The organism is Streptomyces sp. NPDC026092 (assembly GCF_040638605.1).
In the GTDB taxonomy this organism is placed as follows: domain Bacteria; phylum Actinomycetota; class Actinomycetes; order Streptomycetales; family Streptomycetaceae; genus Streptomyces.
In genome coordinates, this window is record NZ_JBEZYN010000008.1 from 231,358 (window position 1) to 246,806 (window position 15,449).

Sequence of the window (15,449 nt, forward strand, 5' to 3'; positions counted from 1 at the left end):
GCTGGTGCAACAAGGCGCGGTGGGCCGCCGCTGCGTGGCGACCAGGATCCGGGCCATGCGCGGACCAGCCGCCTGCGGCTTGGCCGAATCGTGGCCGTTTCCGCTGGTCAGCGACCACGCGAGGCGTGTACCACCAGCACTCGAAGAACCTGCTGGTGTCGTACTCGCCGAAGAAGCTCGGCTTCTTCTAGGAACCAGAGAGAAGCGCCTGACCTGGGCCTTTTCCCGTCAGGCGCCTCTCGGCAGCCTCATCCACGTCACGCCTCGACAGCGGGGACGTGGCCGAGGGGCGGAGGTGTTGCGAGGGTGCGTGCCGCCCAGAGGGTCTTGCCTCGTCCTGTGGGCCTCACGCCCCAGCGCTGGGTGAGGTGGGCGGTGATGAACAGGCCCCGGCCGTTCTCGTCCGTGTTCAGGGCGCGGCGAAGGTGCGGACTGGCGCTGCTGTCGTCGGTGACCTCGCACACGAGCGTGCCGTCGTGGATGAGGCGCAACTGGATCGGCCCCTTCGCGTAGCGCACGGAGTTGGTGACCAGCTCACTGACGACGAGGGCGGTGTCGTCGATGACGTCCTGGGCCAGTCCCCATTCCGCGAGTTGGTCCACGGCTCTCCTGCGCGCCTGGCCGACGCTCTCCGGACTGTTGGGGAACGTCCACGCCTTCGTCCGGGAGTCGCCCAACGTGCGGGTGCGGGCCAGCAACAGATAGGCGTCGCGAAGCGGCTGCTCGGGCGCGAGGGCCTCGGCAGACCTGTCGCACGCGGCCTGAAGAGAGAGCTGCGGTTCGGCGAACAGGTCGGTCAACCGGCTCAGCAGCGACTCGCGGCCGCCGGCCGCGGTCAGCAGAGCGGTGTTGCAGATCAGCAGGGTGCTCCCTTCGGGCAGGACGCGTTCCGTGAGCGCGTACTCCGCCATGCCCTGCCCGAGAGGCGGTCCGGCCGCGACATCCAGCAGTTCGACGGCGCCGCCCGGATGCACCAGAACCGGTGACGGGTGACCCGCGCTCGCCGCGGTGCACAGGCGGGTGACCGGATCGTAGACGAGGCAGAGGCAGGTGGCGGGCGTTCCGTCGCCGCTGTCGGGTGCGGCCGTGTCCGGCGGGGTGCTCGGGCGACTGGCGAGGTCGTGAAGACGCTGGAGGATGTCGTCCGGCGGCAGGTCGAGGTCGGCCAGCGCCTCGATCGCCGCGCGAAGCTCGCTCATCGCCGCCGGACACGAAGTCCCGGACGTGGTGTCCCCGGCCACGAGGGCCACCCTGGCCCCGGAGAGGGAGATGGCGTCGGACCAGCCGCCGCCCGTGCCGACCGGCAGGTGGGTGCGGGCGAGCTCGACGGCCGTCACGACGGATGCCTGCGCCTGGGCGAAGCCACCGGACAGGATGCGGGCGGCCGAGCGCTCACGCCCGTAGAGGCGAGCGTTGTCCAGGCACTGGCCCGCGAGGGTGGTGAGCTGCTGCGCGAGCCTCAGGTGCCGGTCGTCGAACGGGGCCGGTTCGCGCCAACGGTAGAAACAGGCCAGGCCGAGCACCACACCCCGCGCGCGGATCGGAACCAGCAGCATGGAATGCGCGCCCGCGCTCAGGATCCGGGCATGCCGCGGACGTCGGGGATCGAGCCAGGGGGCGTCCGGGCGCAGTCGTCGGATCAGCTTGGGGGCCAGGGTGTCCAGGACGGTTCGGTACGGCGTGCCGGGTGGGTACACGTCCACCTCGCCGACGGCGGGGACGCCCTGCTGGTCCGGTCCGGCGACCGAGCGGTATCCCACGCGTCGCACGGTCTGGTCCCGGTCGAGAGCGTCCGCGAGGGGAGCCCGGCCGCCCATGACCACGTCGTAGACGTCGACGGTCACGGTGTCGGCCAGAGCCGGTGAGACGACCTCGCAGAACTCGGCCGCCGTACGGAAGATGTCGAGCGTGGTTCCGATCCGCGCGGCCGCCTCGTTCTGCAGGCGCACCTCCGCTTCGGCCCGCACCCGGGCGGTGATGTCGGTCAGCGCGGTGGCCAGCCCCAGCACGGTGCCGTCGGCCCGCTGCAGGCGGAACGCGGACACCGAGAGGACGGTTTCGACCGGAGGGACACGGCGGTCGCGGAACCGGATGGTCAGGTCGAGCTCGGGCGCCCCGGTCTCCAGCACCCGGTGAGCGGCCTGTTCCACGGCCGCGGGGTCGGTGATGTCGAAGGCCCGGACGATCTCCGGCAGCGTACGGCCGAGCAACCGGTCGACCGGGAACTCCGGTATCAACCGGGCCGCCGTGTTCACCCGTACCAGACGCAGCTCCTGGTCGTAGACGTGCAGGCCCAGGGGCGACTGGGAGAAGAGCGCGTCCAGTACGGCGCCCTCCAGCCCCTCGGGGACGGACCGGCTGTCCGGATGATCTTCACCAGCCACTGTGTGAACGCCCATTCGACGAGACGGGTGGAGCGCGCCGTCTCCCATGCAACGCCCACCCCACCCGCGCGGCCACCGCAGTGGAGTGGCCGGGTGATGGCGGCAGGTCCCGCCGGGCGGGCCTGCTGAGGCGCGGTCGGCCGGAGCGCTGCGTACGCTGGTCGGAGGGGGTTCCTCGGGACGAGGATCGGATGGACCGTGAGGCCGGAGATCGACCACGGTGCGTTGTTCGCCGCGACGCCCAGCCCGTATCTGGTGCTGGCACCGGATCTGGTGATCGTGGATGTCAACGAGGCGTACCTGCGGGCGACCGGCCGCACCCGGGACGATCTGCTCGGGCAGCACGTGTTCGACGCGTTCCCCGACAATCCCGCCGACCCGGGCGCGGACGGGGTGAAGAACCTCGGGGCGTCCCTGGGGCGGGTGCTGGCCACCGGTGAGGCCGACACCATGGCGGTGCAGAAGTACGACATCCCCGTCGCCTCGCAGCCCGGTGTGTTCGAGGAACGCTGGTGGTCCCCCGTGAACACGCCGGTCAAGAACGCGGACGGGCGGGTCGCGTGGATCATCCACCGCGTGGAGGACGTGACGGCGTTCATGCGGTCCCGCCGGTTCCGGGTCCGGAGCGAGGGGCGGCGAATCACGGAGCGTGAGGAGGGGATGGAGGCCGAGCTGTATGCCCGCGCGCGGGAGCTGCAGCGGCTGAACGAGCAGCTACGGGCGGCGCACGCCCGGGAGCGGGAGGTCGCCGTCACCCTGCAGGAAGCGATGCTGCACTCCCCGGACCTGGCGCGGCGCAGTGACGTGGCGGTGCGCTATCTACCGGCGGTCGGTTCGCTGAACGTGTGCGGCGACTGGTACGACGGCGTCGACCTGGCCGACGGGCGGTTCACCGTTGCCGTGGGCGACGTCGTCGGGCACGGCCTTGAGGCGGCCACTGTCATGGGCATGCTCCGCAGCGCGCTGTCGGCGGCCAGTCGGGCGGTGGCCGGGCCGGCCGGGGCCCTGGAAGTGCTGGGCATGTACGCCCGCTCCGTGGAGGGCGCGCTCGCCGCCACCGCGGTCAGCGTGCTCGTGGACACCCGCTCCAAACTGCTCGTCTACTCCAGCGCGGGGCACCCGCCGCCGGTGCTGCTGCACGCGGACGGCACGCGCGAGCTGTTGGACCAGGCCACCGACCCGCCGCTGGGAGCCAGACCCGAGCACGTTCCCCGGCCGCAGGCCGGCACCCCGTACGGCACGGGTGACACCCTCGTCCTCTACACCGACGGATTGATCGAGCGCCGCGACGAGGACATCGACGCCGGCCTGGACCGGCTCACCACCGCCCTGGGCGACCTCGTCGGCCTCGACCCGGATCAGCTGGCCGACGCGCTGCTCGCGCGCCTCGGCGTCGCGAGCGGAGCCCGCGACGACATCGCCCTCGTCATCGTCCGCGTCTGAGCCCGCGAAACGACTGGCACCGGACGCGTACCGCATGCACACGCCGTCTACCTCCGTGGAGTGGGGACGAGGCGGAGCAGCCCGTGGAGGACAGCGTCGATCGTGTCCTGGGCGGGCTCATCGGTCACGTGGGTGAGCAGGCGGGCCAGGGTGCGCAGCACGTGGGGCGAGGCCATCACACGGGGGTGCAGGACGGGCCGGAAGCCGTAGCGCGAGAAGACCAGATCCCCGGCGACGTTGCCCAGCCGGTAGTAGCGCGCCCACCGGCGCCGGATCTCGGCCGGGTACTGGTGCAACGCGTGTTCCCGGCGCGGTCCGGCCGGGCGGGCCAGTGCCAGGGCGATGATGTCCGCCGCCACCTCGGCGGCCTCCATGGCCTGGGCGATGCCCTCGCCGCTCCACGGACTGACCATGCCGGCGCTGTCGCCCACGAGCAGCACGCCCCGCCGGTACTGCGGGCGTCGGTTCAGTCCCATCGGCAGCGGCGCGCTGCGCAGAGGCGAGTCGGCGGTCTCCTCGTCCAGCCCCCAGTCCGCGGGCAGGCGGGGCAGCCAGTGGTCCAGGGTCGCTCGCAGGTCCACCGGCCTGCGCCGCCGTTGCTGCGGCAGGACACCGAGGCCCACGTTGACCCGGCCGTCGCCCAGGGGGAACACCCATCCGTATCCGGGCAGGTCCCGTCCGGTACGAGGACAGCGCAGGTCGGCCCAGAGCTCCAGGTAGGGGTCGTGCGTACGGGCCTCACTGCGGTAGTACCGTCGGGCAGCGGCTGCGACGGGCCTCCTGTCGTCCCGTTCGAACCCGAGGCCGAGAGTCGTGCGCGCCGAGGCGCCGTCGGCGGCGATCACCAACGGCGCCCGGTAGCGGACCGGCTCCTGCTCCGGTCCGCGGGAGGCGGACACGCCGATGACGTGTCCCGCCCGGTCGGTCAGCGGGCCCGTCACCTTCACGTGGGTACGGAGACGCGCTCCCGTGGCACGGGCGTGCGCGGCGAGCAGGTCGTCGAAGTCGTGCCGGCTGCGGGTGAGTCCGAAATCGGGGAGGGCACCCAGGCGCGGCCAGTCGATCTCCGCCTGGTGGCCGCCGCAGACCCAGCGCATGCCCTTGTTGCGCATCCACCCCGGTGCGTCGATGTCGATGCCCATCCGCACCAACTGGTACACGCTGCGCGGTGTCAGGCCGTCGCCGCACACCTTCTCCCGGGGGAAACCGGACTTCTCCAGGAGCAGCACGTCCACGCCGGCTCTCGCGAGGTGCACGGCGGCGGCGGAACCTGCCGGCCCCGCCCCCACCACGATGACCTGTGCCTCTTCGTCACCGGCGTCTTCAGGACCCGACCTGCCGGCGTCGCGGCCGTCGCCGGCCTCGCCACTTTTGGTGATCACCCCACCACTATGCCCAGGGTGGGCGTCGGTGGAACGCGTGGCACGGTCGAACCGGCACGGCGCGGGACGCTACGCCGGGTCGATGCGGGCGACGTTGCCGCCCTGCGCGAGCACGTACAGCTCGCCCTTGCGGCCCTGCACGAACGAGACGACCTCACCAGCGTTGACAACGAGGTCGTTCACCGCGGTCACCGTGCCGTTCTTCATCTGGAGCGAGCGGAGGGTGCCGTCGCAGTAGTCGCTGAAGACGTACTGGCCCTTCAGGGCCGGGATCGCGTCCCCGCGATAGACGAATCCGCCGGTCACCGCGCACCCTAGGCCGCCGCGGGCGTATTCGTGGATGGGGCGCACATGGTTCGCCGGCTCCGTGCCGCCCCGGAAGGGATGGTTGCCCTCCATCTGGGACCAGCCGTAGTTCTCGCCGCCCTTGTCGCGCGCCGGCGCCCAGTCGATCTCCTCCCAGTCGTTCTGGCCGACGTCGCCGATGAGCAGGTCGCCGGTGCTCGAGTCGAAGGAGAACCGCCAGGGGTTGCGCAGCCCGTAGGCCCAGATCTCGTCCTTCGCGTTCGGGTCGTTCACGAACGGGTTGTCCGCAGGAATCGCGTACGGCGTGCCGCCACGCGGGTCGATCCGCAGCATCTTGCCGAGCAGCGTGTCGAGGTTCTGCCCGTTCCCATGCGGGTCGCCGCCCGCGCCGCCGTCGCCGAACGCGATGTAGAGGTATCCGTCGGGCCCGAACGTGATGTCGCCGCCGTTGTGGTTCGAGTACGGCTGCGTCTGGGTGAGGACGGTGCGCCGGGTCTCCGGCCGCAGCTTGCCGTTCCGTACGGCGAACTCGTCGATGGTGCTGGTGCCTTCGAGATTCGTGTACGAGATGTAGAAGTGCGCGCGTGCGTTGTCGAACGCGATGCCGAGGAGGCCGCGTTCACCGTCGGTGGTGGTCTCGGCGGAGATGTCGAGCACGGGCTCGCCGAGCCCTTGGTCGCCCAACACCCGGACCGTGCCGGCCCGCTCGGCGATCCAGACCTTGCCGCCGGGGCCGGCGGCCCCTGCGATCGGGTTCTGTGCCGTGGCCACCTTGGTGAGCGCGATCTTGGCGACCTTGTGCCGGGGTGCGCGGTCTTCTGCGGACGCTGTGCTCAGGGCGAGGGAGGCGACGAGGCAGACGGCGCCGATGATCGCCGAGCTTGTCGTGCGAACTTTCACCGTGATCCTCCTGGAGGCGGCGAACGGGGGCACCCGGCTGCTCGAGACGGTAGTAAGTCGGCGTCGCCCGCGCCAGCGCACAACCGGGGTGGGGGAAGTCCGTACCACTGGCCACGGACGAGACTACTGGGACCCGGGCAATTGGTATAGGCCAAGGACTCGCGAGGGACGGAGTGGATGTGGCCCCATATGATCCACACGCGTACCGCACACCCAGGGAGCCCGCCCATGCACCGCTTCGATGTCGAGACACTGACCGCCGGCCGGTGGCGCAACGGCGGCGGCGCGACCAGGGAGATCGCGGCGTGGCCGGCGGGCACGGAGGAGTTCGGATGGCGCGCGAGCGTCGCCGACATCGACGGGGACGGACCGTTCTCGACGTTCCCGAGCGTCGACCGAACACTCACCCTGCTCGCAGGCGACGGCGTGCGGTTGATCTGTCCCGGGGTGTTCGACCGGCTGCTGTCGCGCGCGGGCGAGCCGTTCGCGTTCTCCGGCGACGACGCGCTGACCGCCGAACTGCCCGGCGGCGCCTGCCGGGTACTCAACATCATGGTGCGGCGCGGCCGCTGGACCATCCGCGTGGACCAGGTCACCGGTCCAGTCGTGCCACCCGCCGGGCACGCCGGGGTGCTCTATGTGCGGCACGGCCACTGGCGGATGAGCACGGACGGGTCCGTCCTGACAGCCGGCCAGGGTCTGTGGTGGGACCGAGACGACAACGCGCCGGGCGGAGCGGCCACACCGCTCTCACCCGACGCCGCCGCCCTGTGGGCCGACATCGCGCCAGTGGGATGACCACGCGGGCGCTGGGAGCACTCGGACTTCCCCGTCGCCGACTCTGCGGGGCGGCCTAGGGTCGGATCCCGTCGCAGGCGATCCGTAGGTGGCGCGGCCCGCGCAGTACGGCGTTCTGGCGGTACGGGGGCGGGTCGTCCAGCAGGCGCGGGTTCTCCAGTCTCCGGGCCAGCTCCGAAAGGGCGAGCTGGGCCTCCAAGCGGGCGAGTGGTGCGCCGAAGCAGCTGTGGATGCCGCTGCCCAGGCCGAGGTGCTGGATGTCCGGGCGATCCGGGTCGAAGCGGTCCGGGTTCTCGAAGCGCCGCGGGTCGCGGTTGCCGGACGCCACGACCAGCCAGAGGCCGGAGCCCTTCGGGATGGTGACGCCGCGGACCTCGATGTCGGCGAGGGTGGTGCGCCCAGGCAGCAGTTGCACCGGCGGCTCGAAGCGGAGCAGTTCCTCGACGATGGGCACGGCCAGTCGCGGTTCGGTGCGCAGCCGCTGAAGGACGTCGGGATGGCGCAGCAGGGTCAGCATGCCGTTGGTGATGAGGTTGACCGTGGTCTCGTGCCCCGCGATCAGGAGCAGCGCAGCCGTGCTCAGCAGTTCCATCGTGGCCATCGGGCCGTCCGGGCCCTTCGCCGTCGCCAACTGGGAGAGCATGTCGTCCCCGGGGTTCTTGCGGCGCTCCTCGATCAGGCCGGCGAGGTACATGCCCAGCTGCATCCGGGCCTCGTGCGCCGCACCCTTGTCGCGCTCGGCGGGATCGGCGTCCGGGTCGGGGTCCAGGCTGGCGGCGAGGGTGTCCGCCCAGGTGTGGAAGCGTGCCTCGTCCTCGCGCGGCACTCCGAGCAGCCTGCAGATCACCGTCACCGGGAACGGGTAGGAGAACTCCTCCACCAGGTCGATGTGCCCCGGGTCGCCGAGACGGTCGATGAGGCCGGCGACGATGTCGTGGAGCTCGGGACGCATGCCGTCGACCCGGTGGGGGGAGTGCGGCGGTCCGAAGTGGCGGTTCGTCATGCGTCGCATCCGGTCGTGCTCCGGCGGGTCGAGCCGTAGGAAGCTCGGCGGCAGGGCGCTCTCCTCGGGGGCCGGCTCCGCCAGCGGGTCGGCGCTGCCGGACGCCAGGTTGCGGGCGTCCGAGCTGATCCTCGGATCGTGGAGAAGGCTGCGGATCTCGTAGTACGTGCTGATCACGTACGGCCCGTCGGTCTCGTGATGGACCGGTGTCCTCCGCAGCTCCTCGTAGATCGGGTACGGGTCGGCCCGGTTGGCGTAGTCCAGGATCTGGTGCAGCAGGGTGGGCGTCATGTCAGGTCCTTGTGGCCGTGCGGGTCAGTGCGCGGGGGTGAACGTCATCCGGCGGTCGGCCGGCGAGTATCCGCTGAGGGTCACGGTCGGGCCGTGGCTGGGGATCGACGGGTCGGGGAAGTCCGCGTCCATCGGCCGTTGTCCGTCCGCGTGCCGGTCGACCGTCGGGAACTGCGGCGGAAACGGCGCGGTGCGCTCGATGAGTTCCCGGTAGAACGGCAGCCACCGGCCGTGGTCGAAGGAGACGGCACCGATGACGCGCCCCTGGTACCCGTAGACCCCGACGAACCGACGGCTGTCCAGTGAGCCCTGCGCGATCAGGATCTCCGTCGCCATCGACGGCACTCCGACCGACTTGATGTTGACGCCGAACTGGGAGGACCAGAAGGCCGGCACGTCCATGTGCGGTCGCCGGTCGATGCTCTCGCTGAGCATGTTGTGCGCCGCGATCCCGGCCTGGGCGACGGCGTTGCCCCAGTGCTCCAGCGACAGGAACTGGTACCCGAACAGGGGATGGGGGCAGCGGGCGACGTCGCCCGCGGCGTAGATGTCGTCGGTGACGATTCCGCGGATGTCGAAAGCCCGGCAGCCCGCGTCGCAGGCGATGCCGCGGGGCCCGGCGCCGAGCCCGGAACCGTTCAGCCATTCGGTGTTGCGGAGGGCACCGAGCGAGACGACCACCACGTCGGTCTCGACGGTGGAGCCGTCGGACAGATGCGCGGCGCGGACCCGTCCCGAGGCGTCGCCCTCCAGGGCGGTCACCATGACCCCGCACCGCAGGTCCACACCGTGCTCGCGCTGGAGATCGGCGGCGACCGTGGCGATCACCCCGCCGAGCGCGCCGACCAGGGGTGCGGCGCCGCGTTCGGCGACGGTGACGGGGATGCCGCGTTCGCGGCAGGCGGAGGCGACCTCCGAGCCGGCGAACCCTCCCCCGATGACGAGGACCCGCTTGGGTCCCGCGTCGAGCCGCCGGGCGAGCGCGGTGCCGTCGTCGCGGGTCCGCAGCACGAAGACGCCGTCGAGTTCCGCCTCTTCCTCGCGCGGCCACGGCCGCGCCCGGACACCGGTGGCGATCAGCAGCCGGTCGTACGGCACCTCGCCGCCGTCGGCCAGCCGCACCGTCCTCGCGGCCATGTCCAGGCCGGTGGCGGGAACGCCGAGCCGCCAGGTCGCGTCGAGGGATCGGAGCCGGGGCAGCGCGGTGCGGTCGGCGCGCGCCCTGCCCAGCAGCACGCCCTTGGACAGCGGGGGCCGGTCGTACGGTTCGCAGGGCTCGTCGCCGATCATCGTCAGAGACCCCGCGAAGCCCTTGGCGCGCATGGTCTCCGCGGCCCGTAGGCCTGCGAGCGAGGCGCCGACGACGACGATGCGGCCCTCGCGTCTGAGCTGCTCCAAGGCTCCGTCACCGAGCACCGGGCACCGCCTCGGCCGGCTCGTCCACGGCATCGACGAGGATGGCCTGCACGGGGCAGGCCGCGGCGGCCTGGGCCAGCTTGTCGCGCAGTGCGTCGTCGGCGTCCGGGTCGTACAACAGCGCCTCGTCGCCGTGCATGGTGAAGATCTCGGGTGCGAGGAACGCGCACTGCGCGTACCCCTGGCAGCGGTTCAGATCGACGGCAATGCTCACCACGGGATCGGTTCCTCTCCAGCCCGGTCGAGCCCCCTGCGCCCACTCTCGTCGGCCGGGAGAGCCACAGCCACGGGAGCGGGGCGACCGAGTGACCGGTGCGGCCCGATCAGGTCGAGGCGGCGGACCGTGACGCGGAGGGATGCCGGCCCCACAGGCTGTGCAGGCTGAGAACGAGCACCCAGGCCGGGAAGACCAGCTCCGACCAGGGCACGTTCGCTCCCACCACGAGCAGCGTCAGGCCCGCCAGGTAGCCGACGACGGTGAGCGGGCGAGGCAGGACGCGGAGCCGGTGGCCGATGGTCGAGGCCGTGATGACGAACACCGCCGCCATCCGCATGGCGTAGGTGGTCAGCAGGGCGTAGGCGACATCGCGGCCGAAGGAGGAGCCCTGTCCACCCTCGTCGAGCACGCTCCAGGCAGCCGCCGCGGCGCCGAACAGCGTGGCGACGAAGACCAGACCGCTGCCCAGGAACACCGTGGAGACGAACTTGTCCTCGCGCTCGCCCGCCTGCTCGCGCAACGCGCCCATGAACCAGAGGAACGCGATCCCGGCGAACGGGATCAGCTCCAGCGCCGTCCGCACGGCGCTCCGCCGGCCGGCGTCCAGGGTCACTTGCGCCCCGTCGACGCCGCTCGGCACGGCGATGCGTACCAGGACGATCGCGGTGGCCGTCAGGATCGCGAACACCGTCCCCGCCACCCCGGCGGCCCATGGCGTCGCGAGGCGGTCGTGCTTCCGCTCCATGGTCTCCCGCTTCCTGCCTGTGCCCCCTTCGTCCAGACACCCGTGATCGCGGACCGCGCGCCACCGGAATCACCCGACAGGAAGAGCTCGGTCCGCCATACAGGCCAGGGTCCCGCTCCGTCAGCCCGGCCCGGAGGTGTCCCACGTGAGGATCATGAGGGAGACGTCGTCCTGGATCTTGGGGGCGAAGCGGCTCAGGTCGGCCCAGATCTCGTCGGGCAACTCGTCCATGCCGACACCGGTCATACGGGCCAGACGCTCGACGAACGGGTAGAAGGCACCGGAGGCGTCCCGTGCCTCCAGGACACCGTCCGAGGCCAGGAGCAGCCGGTCCCCGGGCAGCAGCGACACCGTCCCGGCGGTTCCGGGCATGACATCGGCGAGGCCCAGTCCCAGGGGTGGTCCGGGGTCGAGTTCCAGGGTGCTCACGGCTCCGCCGCGCAGCAGGACCGGGGGCGGATGGCCGCAGGCCAGGACACGGACCTCCCGCCCGTACGGCGCGAAGTCCAGAAGGACGGCCGTGGCGAAGAGCTCCGCGTGCTCCGTCCGCGCCGCGTCGACCACGAGCCTGCGGTCAAGGCGCGCCGCGATCGACTCCGCGTCCACGTCGTCCAGCACGGCCTCGCGGAACGCCCCCAGGACGGAGGCGACCGTCGCGACGGCCGACAGACCGTGCCCCTGCACGTCGCCGAGGACCGCCCGCACCCCGTGGGGACCGGGCCGGACGTCGAAGAAGTCGCCTCCGACCAGCGTGCCGCGCTCGGCGGCGCGGTACAGGCTCGCGCAGCGCACGCGCCCGACCCGCGGCCGTACGTCCGGGACGATGGCCCGCTGGACCGTCTCGGCGACGGTACGTTCCAGGTCGAGCTGCTCGTCCCGGCGCCCGCGGACGAAGGAGACGAAGATGCTCAGGACCGCGACGAAGCCGAGGGTGAAGAGGTCGGTGTTGCCGGGCTGGTCCAGATGGAAGAGGGGAATGGTCAGCAGCCCGATCGTCGCGGCACCGAGGAAGGCCGTGGCCAAGGGGCCGTAGGCCAGGACGGCCAGCGGAGGCACCGCGCCCAGCAGGAAGCCGATGTCCAGCGGTACGGATTCGGTGAGGGAGGCCGCTCCGACCCCGCAGAGCAGCACCACGGGCAGGACGCGCACCCAGCGGGGCGGCGGGGCCCCGCGCAGCCAGCTCCGCCGGTGCGCGCCGGTCGCCACCTTCCTCGGCTTCACCACGCCACCAGGCTCCTACGCGGGAGTGCGCAGCGCACTCCGCGGCCGTCGGTGTCGCCGGCGGGCAGACGCGCGCGACAGGGGGTTCTCCCAGACACAACGCCTCGCCTCGCGCCCCCCGGGGATCGGCCTTCTCGGTAGCCTGACCAGGCTGCTGTACGCGGTGCCCATGCGTCGGGCCGGCTCGTGCGGGGGCTTTCGCCAGAGACGGAAAGTGATGAGGCTGCCATGGGAGAACCGACGAAGCCCGAGGTCGCCGTTCCGCACGGTGACGCTCCCACTGAGCTGACCGTCCGGGACCTGGTCGTCGGGGACGGGCCCGAGGTGAAGCCGGGCATGGTGGTCAGGGTCCACTACGTCGGGGTGACCTTCGCGTCGGGCAAGGAGTTCGACGCCTCCTGGGACCGGGGTGAGCCGTTCAAGTTCGCCCTCGGCGGTGGCAGGGTCATCAAGGGCTGGGACCGGGGGGTGAGGGGGATGAAGGTCGGCGGCCGGCGCGAGATCATCGTTCCCCCGCGTCTCGGCTACGGCAATCAGTCACCCTCGCCGTTGATCCCGGCCGGCTCGACCCTGGTCTTCGTGGTGGACCTGCTCGACTCGTACTCCGGCACGACCGGGTGGAGCAACACCTAGCGCCCGCGACGCGCGCCGCGTCGTCTCCCGGGCTCGGTGCCGCCGGGCCCTTCACCCTCTCTCCGGCTTCCGCCTCCGCAGCGTGGGACTCAGCTCAGCACCAGCAGCACCGCCAGGGCGACGAGGAGGGAGTCGATTCGGTCCAGGAGACCGCCCGACCCGGCCAGCCAACTACCGGCGTCCTTCGCGCGGGCACCCCGCTTGACCATCGACTCCAGCAGGTCGCCGAGCGGACCGCCGACCGCCACGGCCACCGCCGTCTGCCACGTCAGGGAGGACAGGACGGCGAGGGCGCAGAGTCCGGCCGCCGCCCCCGCCAGCGTGCCGCTCCACCGCTTGGCGGGTGACAGGGGGGAGAGCCGGGGGCCGCCGAGGCGGCGGCCCGCCGCGTACGCGACGATGTCGGCGATCGACACGGCCACGAACAGGACGAGGCCGAGGGCACCCAGGTGCACGAGACCGGCCAGGAGCCCCAGCCACACGAGCCCGAGCAGGCCCGCCTGCATGCGGCGGAGCCCGTGCTCCGCGTCCCCCGTCACCAGGGGCACCCCCGCGATCGCGAGCGCCCCGACCGCAGCTACCCGGAGCACCTCCCCCGGGGCCAGCCAGGCGGTCAGGACGAGCCCGACGACCGCCGCGCCGAGCACCACGCGGTCCACCTGGCCCAGCCGCAGCAGCCCGCCGAACTCCGCCACGGCGACCACCCCGACCACGGCCGCGAGGACCGCGATCCCCGGCGGACCGAGCCAGAACGCGGCGGTGACCAGCGGCACTCCGACCGCCCACACGCACCAGCGGAGCATCAGTTCACGCTGCCGGGTCGCCGCCACGGCGACCCCTCCGACGGCCAGTGCCCCGCCGAGGTACGGCACGAGACCGGCGACCGCCGTCACGAGGAGACCCGCGCCGGCGCGCCCGACAGCACGGCGGCCGGCGCGCGCAGCGCGTCCAGGGCGCTCCGGCACGCCGCCACGATCCGCGCGTTCTCCGCCGTGTCACGGACGGCGATACGCACGGTCCGCCCCTCGTACGCCGGGGACATCGGCGACAAGTCCCGCAGGTACACGTCGTGGCGGCGGCACTCGCGCACCAGCCGGGCCGCGCTCGGCCCGCCCGGCGGCAGGGTCACCGTGAGGAAGTTCGCCACCCCCTCGTCGACCGAGGAGAACCCGTCGAGCTCCGCGAGCCCGGCGGCGAGCGACCGGCGCAACACAGCGGTGCGCGCCCAGCGTTCCGCGTAGTACGCGGGGTCACGCAGCGCCGTCACGGCGGCCAGCTGCGCCGGCAGGCTCACTGGCCACGGCGGCGTCCAGCGGCGCAGCTCCCCTGCCGTGTCCGGGGCGGCCACCAGATACGCGGCCCGCATCCCCGACAGCGCGTACATCTTCGACAGCGAGGTGCAGACCACGACCCGGGGGTCGACCGTGGCGAGCCCGGCCAGTGAGTCCGCCGGATCGACATAGCCGAGATACGCCTCGTCGATCCACCACCGGGTCCGCGCGGGCGAGGCCTCGATCACCGCGCGCAGCGCGTCGGCGGGAGCGTGGCGGCCGGTCGGGTTGTTCGGATTGACCACCACCACGAGGTCGTACCGTCCATCGCGGGTCGCGGCGGCGAGCCTGGCCGGGTCGAGCAGCCAGCCGTCCTCACGGCTCAGCCGGAGCCGGTCGACCTGACAGCCGATCACCCGCTCGGTGACGTGGGCGTACTCGCCGTAGCTCGGATCCAGCAGGAGCACCCGGCTCCCCGGTGTGAGCCACCGCCCGAACGCCCGGAAGATCAGGTCGGACGAGCCCGCCCCGACGACCAGCGACTCCACTGGAAGCCCACGGACCCGGGCGATTTCCGCGAGCAGCCCTTCCGCACCGGTCGGCGGCGAGGTCCGCGCCGCCCACCCCGGATCCTCCGACAGGACCGCGCGGACATCGGGGGACGGCGGGAACCAGGCGTCCAGCACATCGGCGGCGACCACCTCGTGACGGCGGGCCAGGGTCCGGAAGTCCGTACCGATCGCCGAGAAGAACGCACCACCGTGCTCGCAGCCGTCCGCGCGCGGCGCGAACGGCACGTCCAACTGCCAGTCGAGCCCCGCCCGCAGCCGCTCCAGGGTCCGACCGTGCTGCCCCCCGACCATCTTCGTCAGCTCGGCCACGGAGCCGCTCAGCACCTCGAACGAGACGGCACCCGAGCGGACCGTGCGCCCCACCGGCCGCAGTCCGGTGGCGAGGTACATGTCGAGCAGCTCCGTGCGCCCCATCGCCACGACCTGGCGTCCGCCGTGCGCCGCGACCCAGCGCAGCGCCGCGTACATGAGGAGCGGCGCCGCCGCCGTGGAGCGCCAGCGCTCCTCGACGGTCAGGACGCGGATCTCGAACGGCGCTTCCTCCGTCAGGACCGGCAGTTCCTCGCGTGTCAGGTACTTGTCCAGCGAATAGCGGCCGACCCACGGCGGGGTGAGGCTGACGAAGCCGATCCGGGCCTCGCCGCGCGCGGCCACGAGATACACGTTCTCGCCGTCGAGGCCGTCGCTCAGCCGCCCGGACGGATCCACCGGATGCTGCCCCAACTCCTCCGCGTACACACGATGCCGCAGCTCGTGGATCCAGTCGCGATCGCGAGCCGTGGCAGCGCGCAGTTGAAGGGCTGGAGCCTGGTCCATACGTGTCCTCCTGAGACGGTCGGGTTTCGCGCACCAGCATCGTGGAGGCCG

At 72.2% G+C, this 15,449-nt stretch carries 13 protein-coding genes; 3 read left to right on the forward strand and 10 right to left on the reverse strand.

Features of this window, described 5'->3' with window-relative positions:
- Positions 1 to 257: 257 nt before the first annotated feature.
- On the reverse strand, positions 258 to 2,384 hold the full coding sequence (locus AB0F56_RS16045) for a SpoIIE family protein phosphatase (RefSeq protein WP_362009235.1): 2,127 nt from the start codon (positions 2,382 to 2,384) through the stop codon (positions 258 to 260).
- Between the two features lie 198 nt (positions 2,385 to 2,582).
- Between AB0F56_RS16045 and AB0F56_RS16050 the strand changes: the two genes are divergently transcribed.
- Positions 2,583 to 3,827: a SpoIIE family protein phosphatase gene (locus tag AB0F56_RS16050; protein ID WP_362009238.1), complete on the forward strand. Its 1,245-nt coding sequence runs from the start codon at positions 2,583 to 2,585 to the stop codon at positions 3,825 to 3,827.
- A 47-nt stretch (positions 3,828 to 3,874) separates the two neighbouring features.
- Here the strand turns inward: AB0F56_RS16050 and AB0F56_RS16055 are convergent, their stop codons facing one another.
- Both AB0F56_RS16055 and AB0F56_RS16060 read right to left on the reverse strand, forming a co-directional pair.
- Entirely contained in the window at positions 3,875 to 5,122 is a 1,248-nt protein-coding gene (locus AB0F56_RS16055; protein WP_362009528.1) for a geranylgeranyl reductase family protein, read from the reverse strand.
- A 156-nt stretch (positions 5,123 to 5,278) separates the two neighbouring features.
- Entirely contained in the window at positions 5,279 to 6,415 is a 1,137-nt protein-coding gene (locus AB0F56_RS16060; RefSeq protein ID WP_362009241.1) for a PQQ-dependent sugar dehydrogenase, read from the reverse strand.
- A 228-nt stretch (positions 6,416 to 6,643) separates the two neighbouring features.
- On the opposite strand from AB0F56_RS16060, the gene AB0F56_RS16065 reads away from it, so the two are divergent.
- The gene (locus tag AB0F56_RS16065; protein WP_362009244.1) at positions 6,644 to 7,213 is read left to right on the forward strand and encodes a HutD family protein; all 570 of its coding nucleotides are present in this window, start codon (positions 6,644 to 6,646) and stop codon (positions 7,211 to 7,213) included.
- A 55-nt stretch (positions 7,214 to 7,268) separates the two neighbouring features.
- On the opposite strand, the gene AB0F56_RS16070 is transcribed toward AB0F56_RS16065, so the two are convergent.
- From AB0F56_RS16070 to AB0F56_RS16090, 5 genes are all read right to left on the reverse strand, one after another.
- Positions 7,269 to 8,507: a cytochrome P450 gene (locus tag AB0F56_RS16070; RefSeq protein ID WP_362009247.1), complete on the reverse strand. Its 1,239-nt coding sequence runs from the start codon at positions 8,505 to 8,507 to the stop codon at positions 7,269 to 7,271.
- Between the two features lie 24 nt (positions 8,508 to 8,531).
- On the reverse strand, positions 8,532 to 9,956 hold the full coding sequence (locus AB0F56_RS16075) for an FAD-dependent oxidoreductase (RefSeq protein ID WP_362009249.1): 1,425 nt from the start codon (positions 9,954 to 9,956) through the stop codon (positions 8,532 to 8,534).
- Positions 9,913 to 10,137, reverse strand: a complete 225-nt coding sequence (locus tag AB0F56_RS16080; protein ID WP_362009530.1) for a ferredoxin — start codon at positions 10,135 to 10,137, stop codon at positions 9,913 to 9,915. The genes AB0F56_RS16075 and AB0F56_RS16080 overlap by 44 nt, the downstream gene beginning before the upstream one ends.
- 109 nt (positions 10,138 to 10,246) lie before the next feature.
- Positions 10,247 to 10,885 (reverse strand): hypothetical protein, encoded by a 639-nt coding sequence (locus AB0F56_RS16085; RefSeq protein ID WP_362009251.1) that lies wholly within the window; start codon positions 10,883 to 10,885, stop codon positions 10,247 to 10,249.
- Between the two features lie 120 nt (positions 10,886 to 11,005).
- Complete coding sequence (locus AB0F56_RS16090; RefSeq protein WP_362009254.1) at positions 11,006 to 12,109, reverse strand: PP2C family protein-serine/threonine phosphatase; 1,104 nt, start codon at positions 12,107 to 12,109, stop codon at positions 11,006 to 11,008.
- Positions 12,110 to 12,334: 225 nt separating this feature from the next.
- On the opposite strand from AB0F56_RS16090, the gene AB0F56_RS16095 reads away from it, so the two are divergent.
- The gene (locus AB0F56_RS16095) at positions 12,335 to 12,739 is read left to right on the forward strand and encodes an FKBP-type peptidyl-prolyl cis-trans isomerase (protein ID WP_362009256.1); all 405 of its coding nucleotides are present in this window, start codon (positions 12,335 to 12,337) and stop codon (positions 12,737 to 12,739) included.
- Positions 12,740 to 12,828: 89 nt separating this feature from the next.
- On the opposite strand, the gene AB0F56_RS16100 is transcribed toward AB0F56_RS16095, so the two are convergent.
- Both AB0F56_RS16100 and AB0F56_RS16105 read right to left on the reverse strand, forming a co-directional pair.
- Positions 12,829 to 13,632 (reverse strand): phosphatidate cytidylyltransferase, encoded by an 804-nt coding sequence (locus AB0F56_RS16100; RefSeq protein WP_362009258.1) that lies wholly within the window; start codon positions 13,630 to 13,632, stop codon positions 12,829 to 12,831.
- Positions 13,629 to 15,398 (reverse strand): histidinol-phosphate transaminase, encoded by a 1,770-nt coding sequence (locus AB0F56_RS16105; RefSeq protein ID WP_362009261.1) that lies wholly within the window; start codon positions 15,396 to 15,398, stop codon positions 13,629 to 13,631. The genes AB0F56_RS16100 and AB0F56_RS16105 overlap by 4 nt, the downstream gene beginning before the upstream one ends.
- Between the last annotated feature and the right edge of the window lie 51 nt (positions 15,399 to 15,449).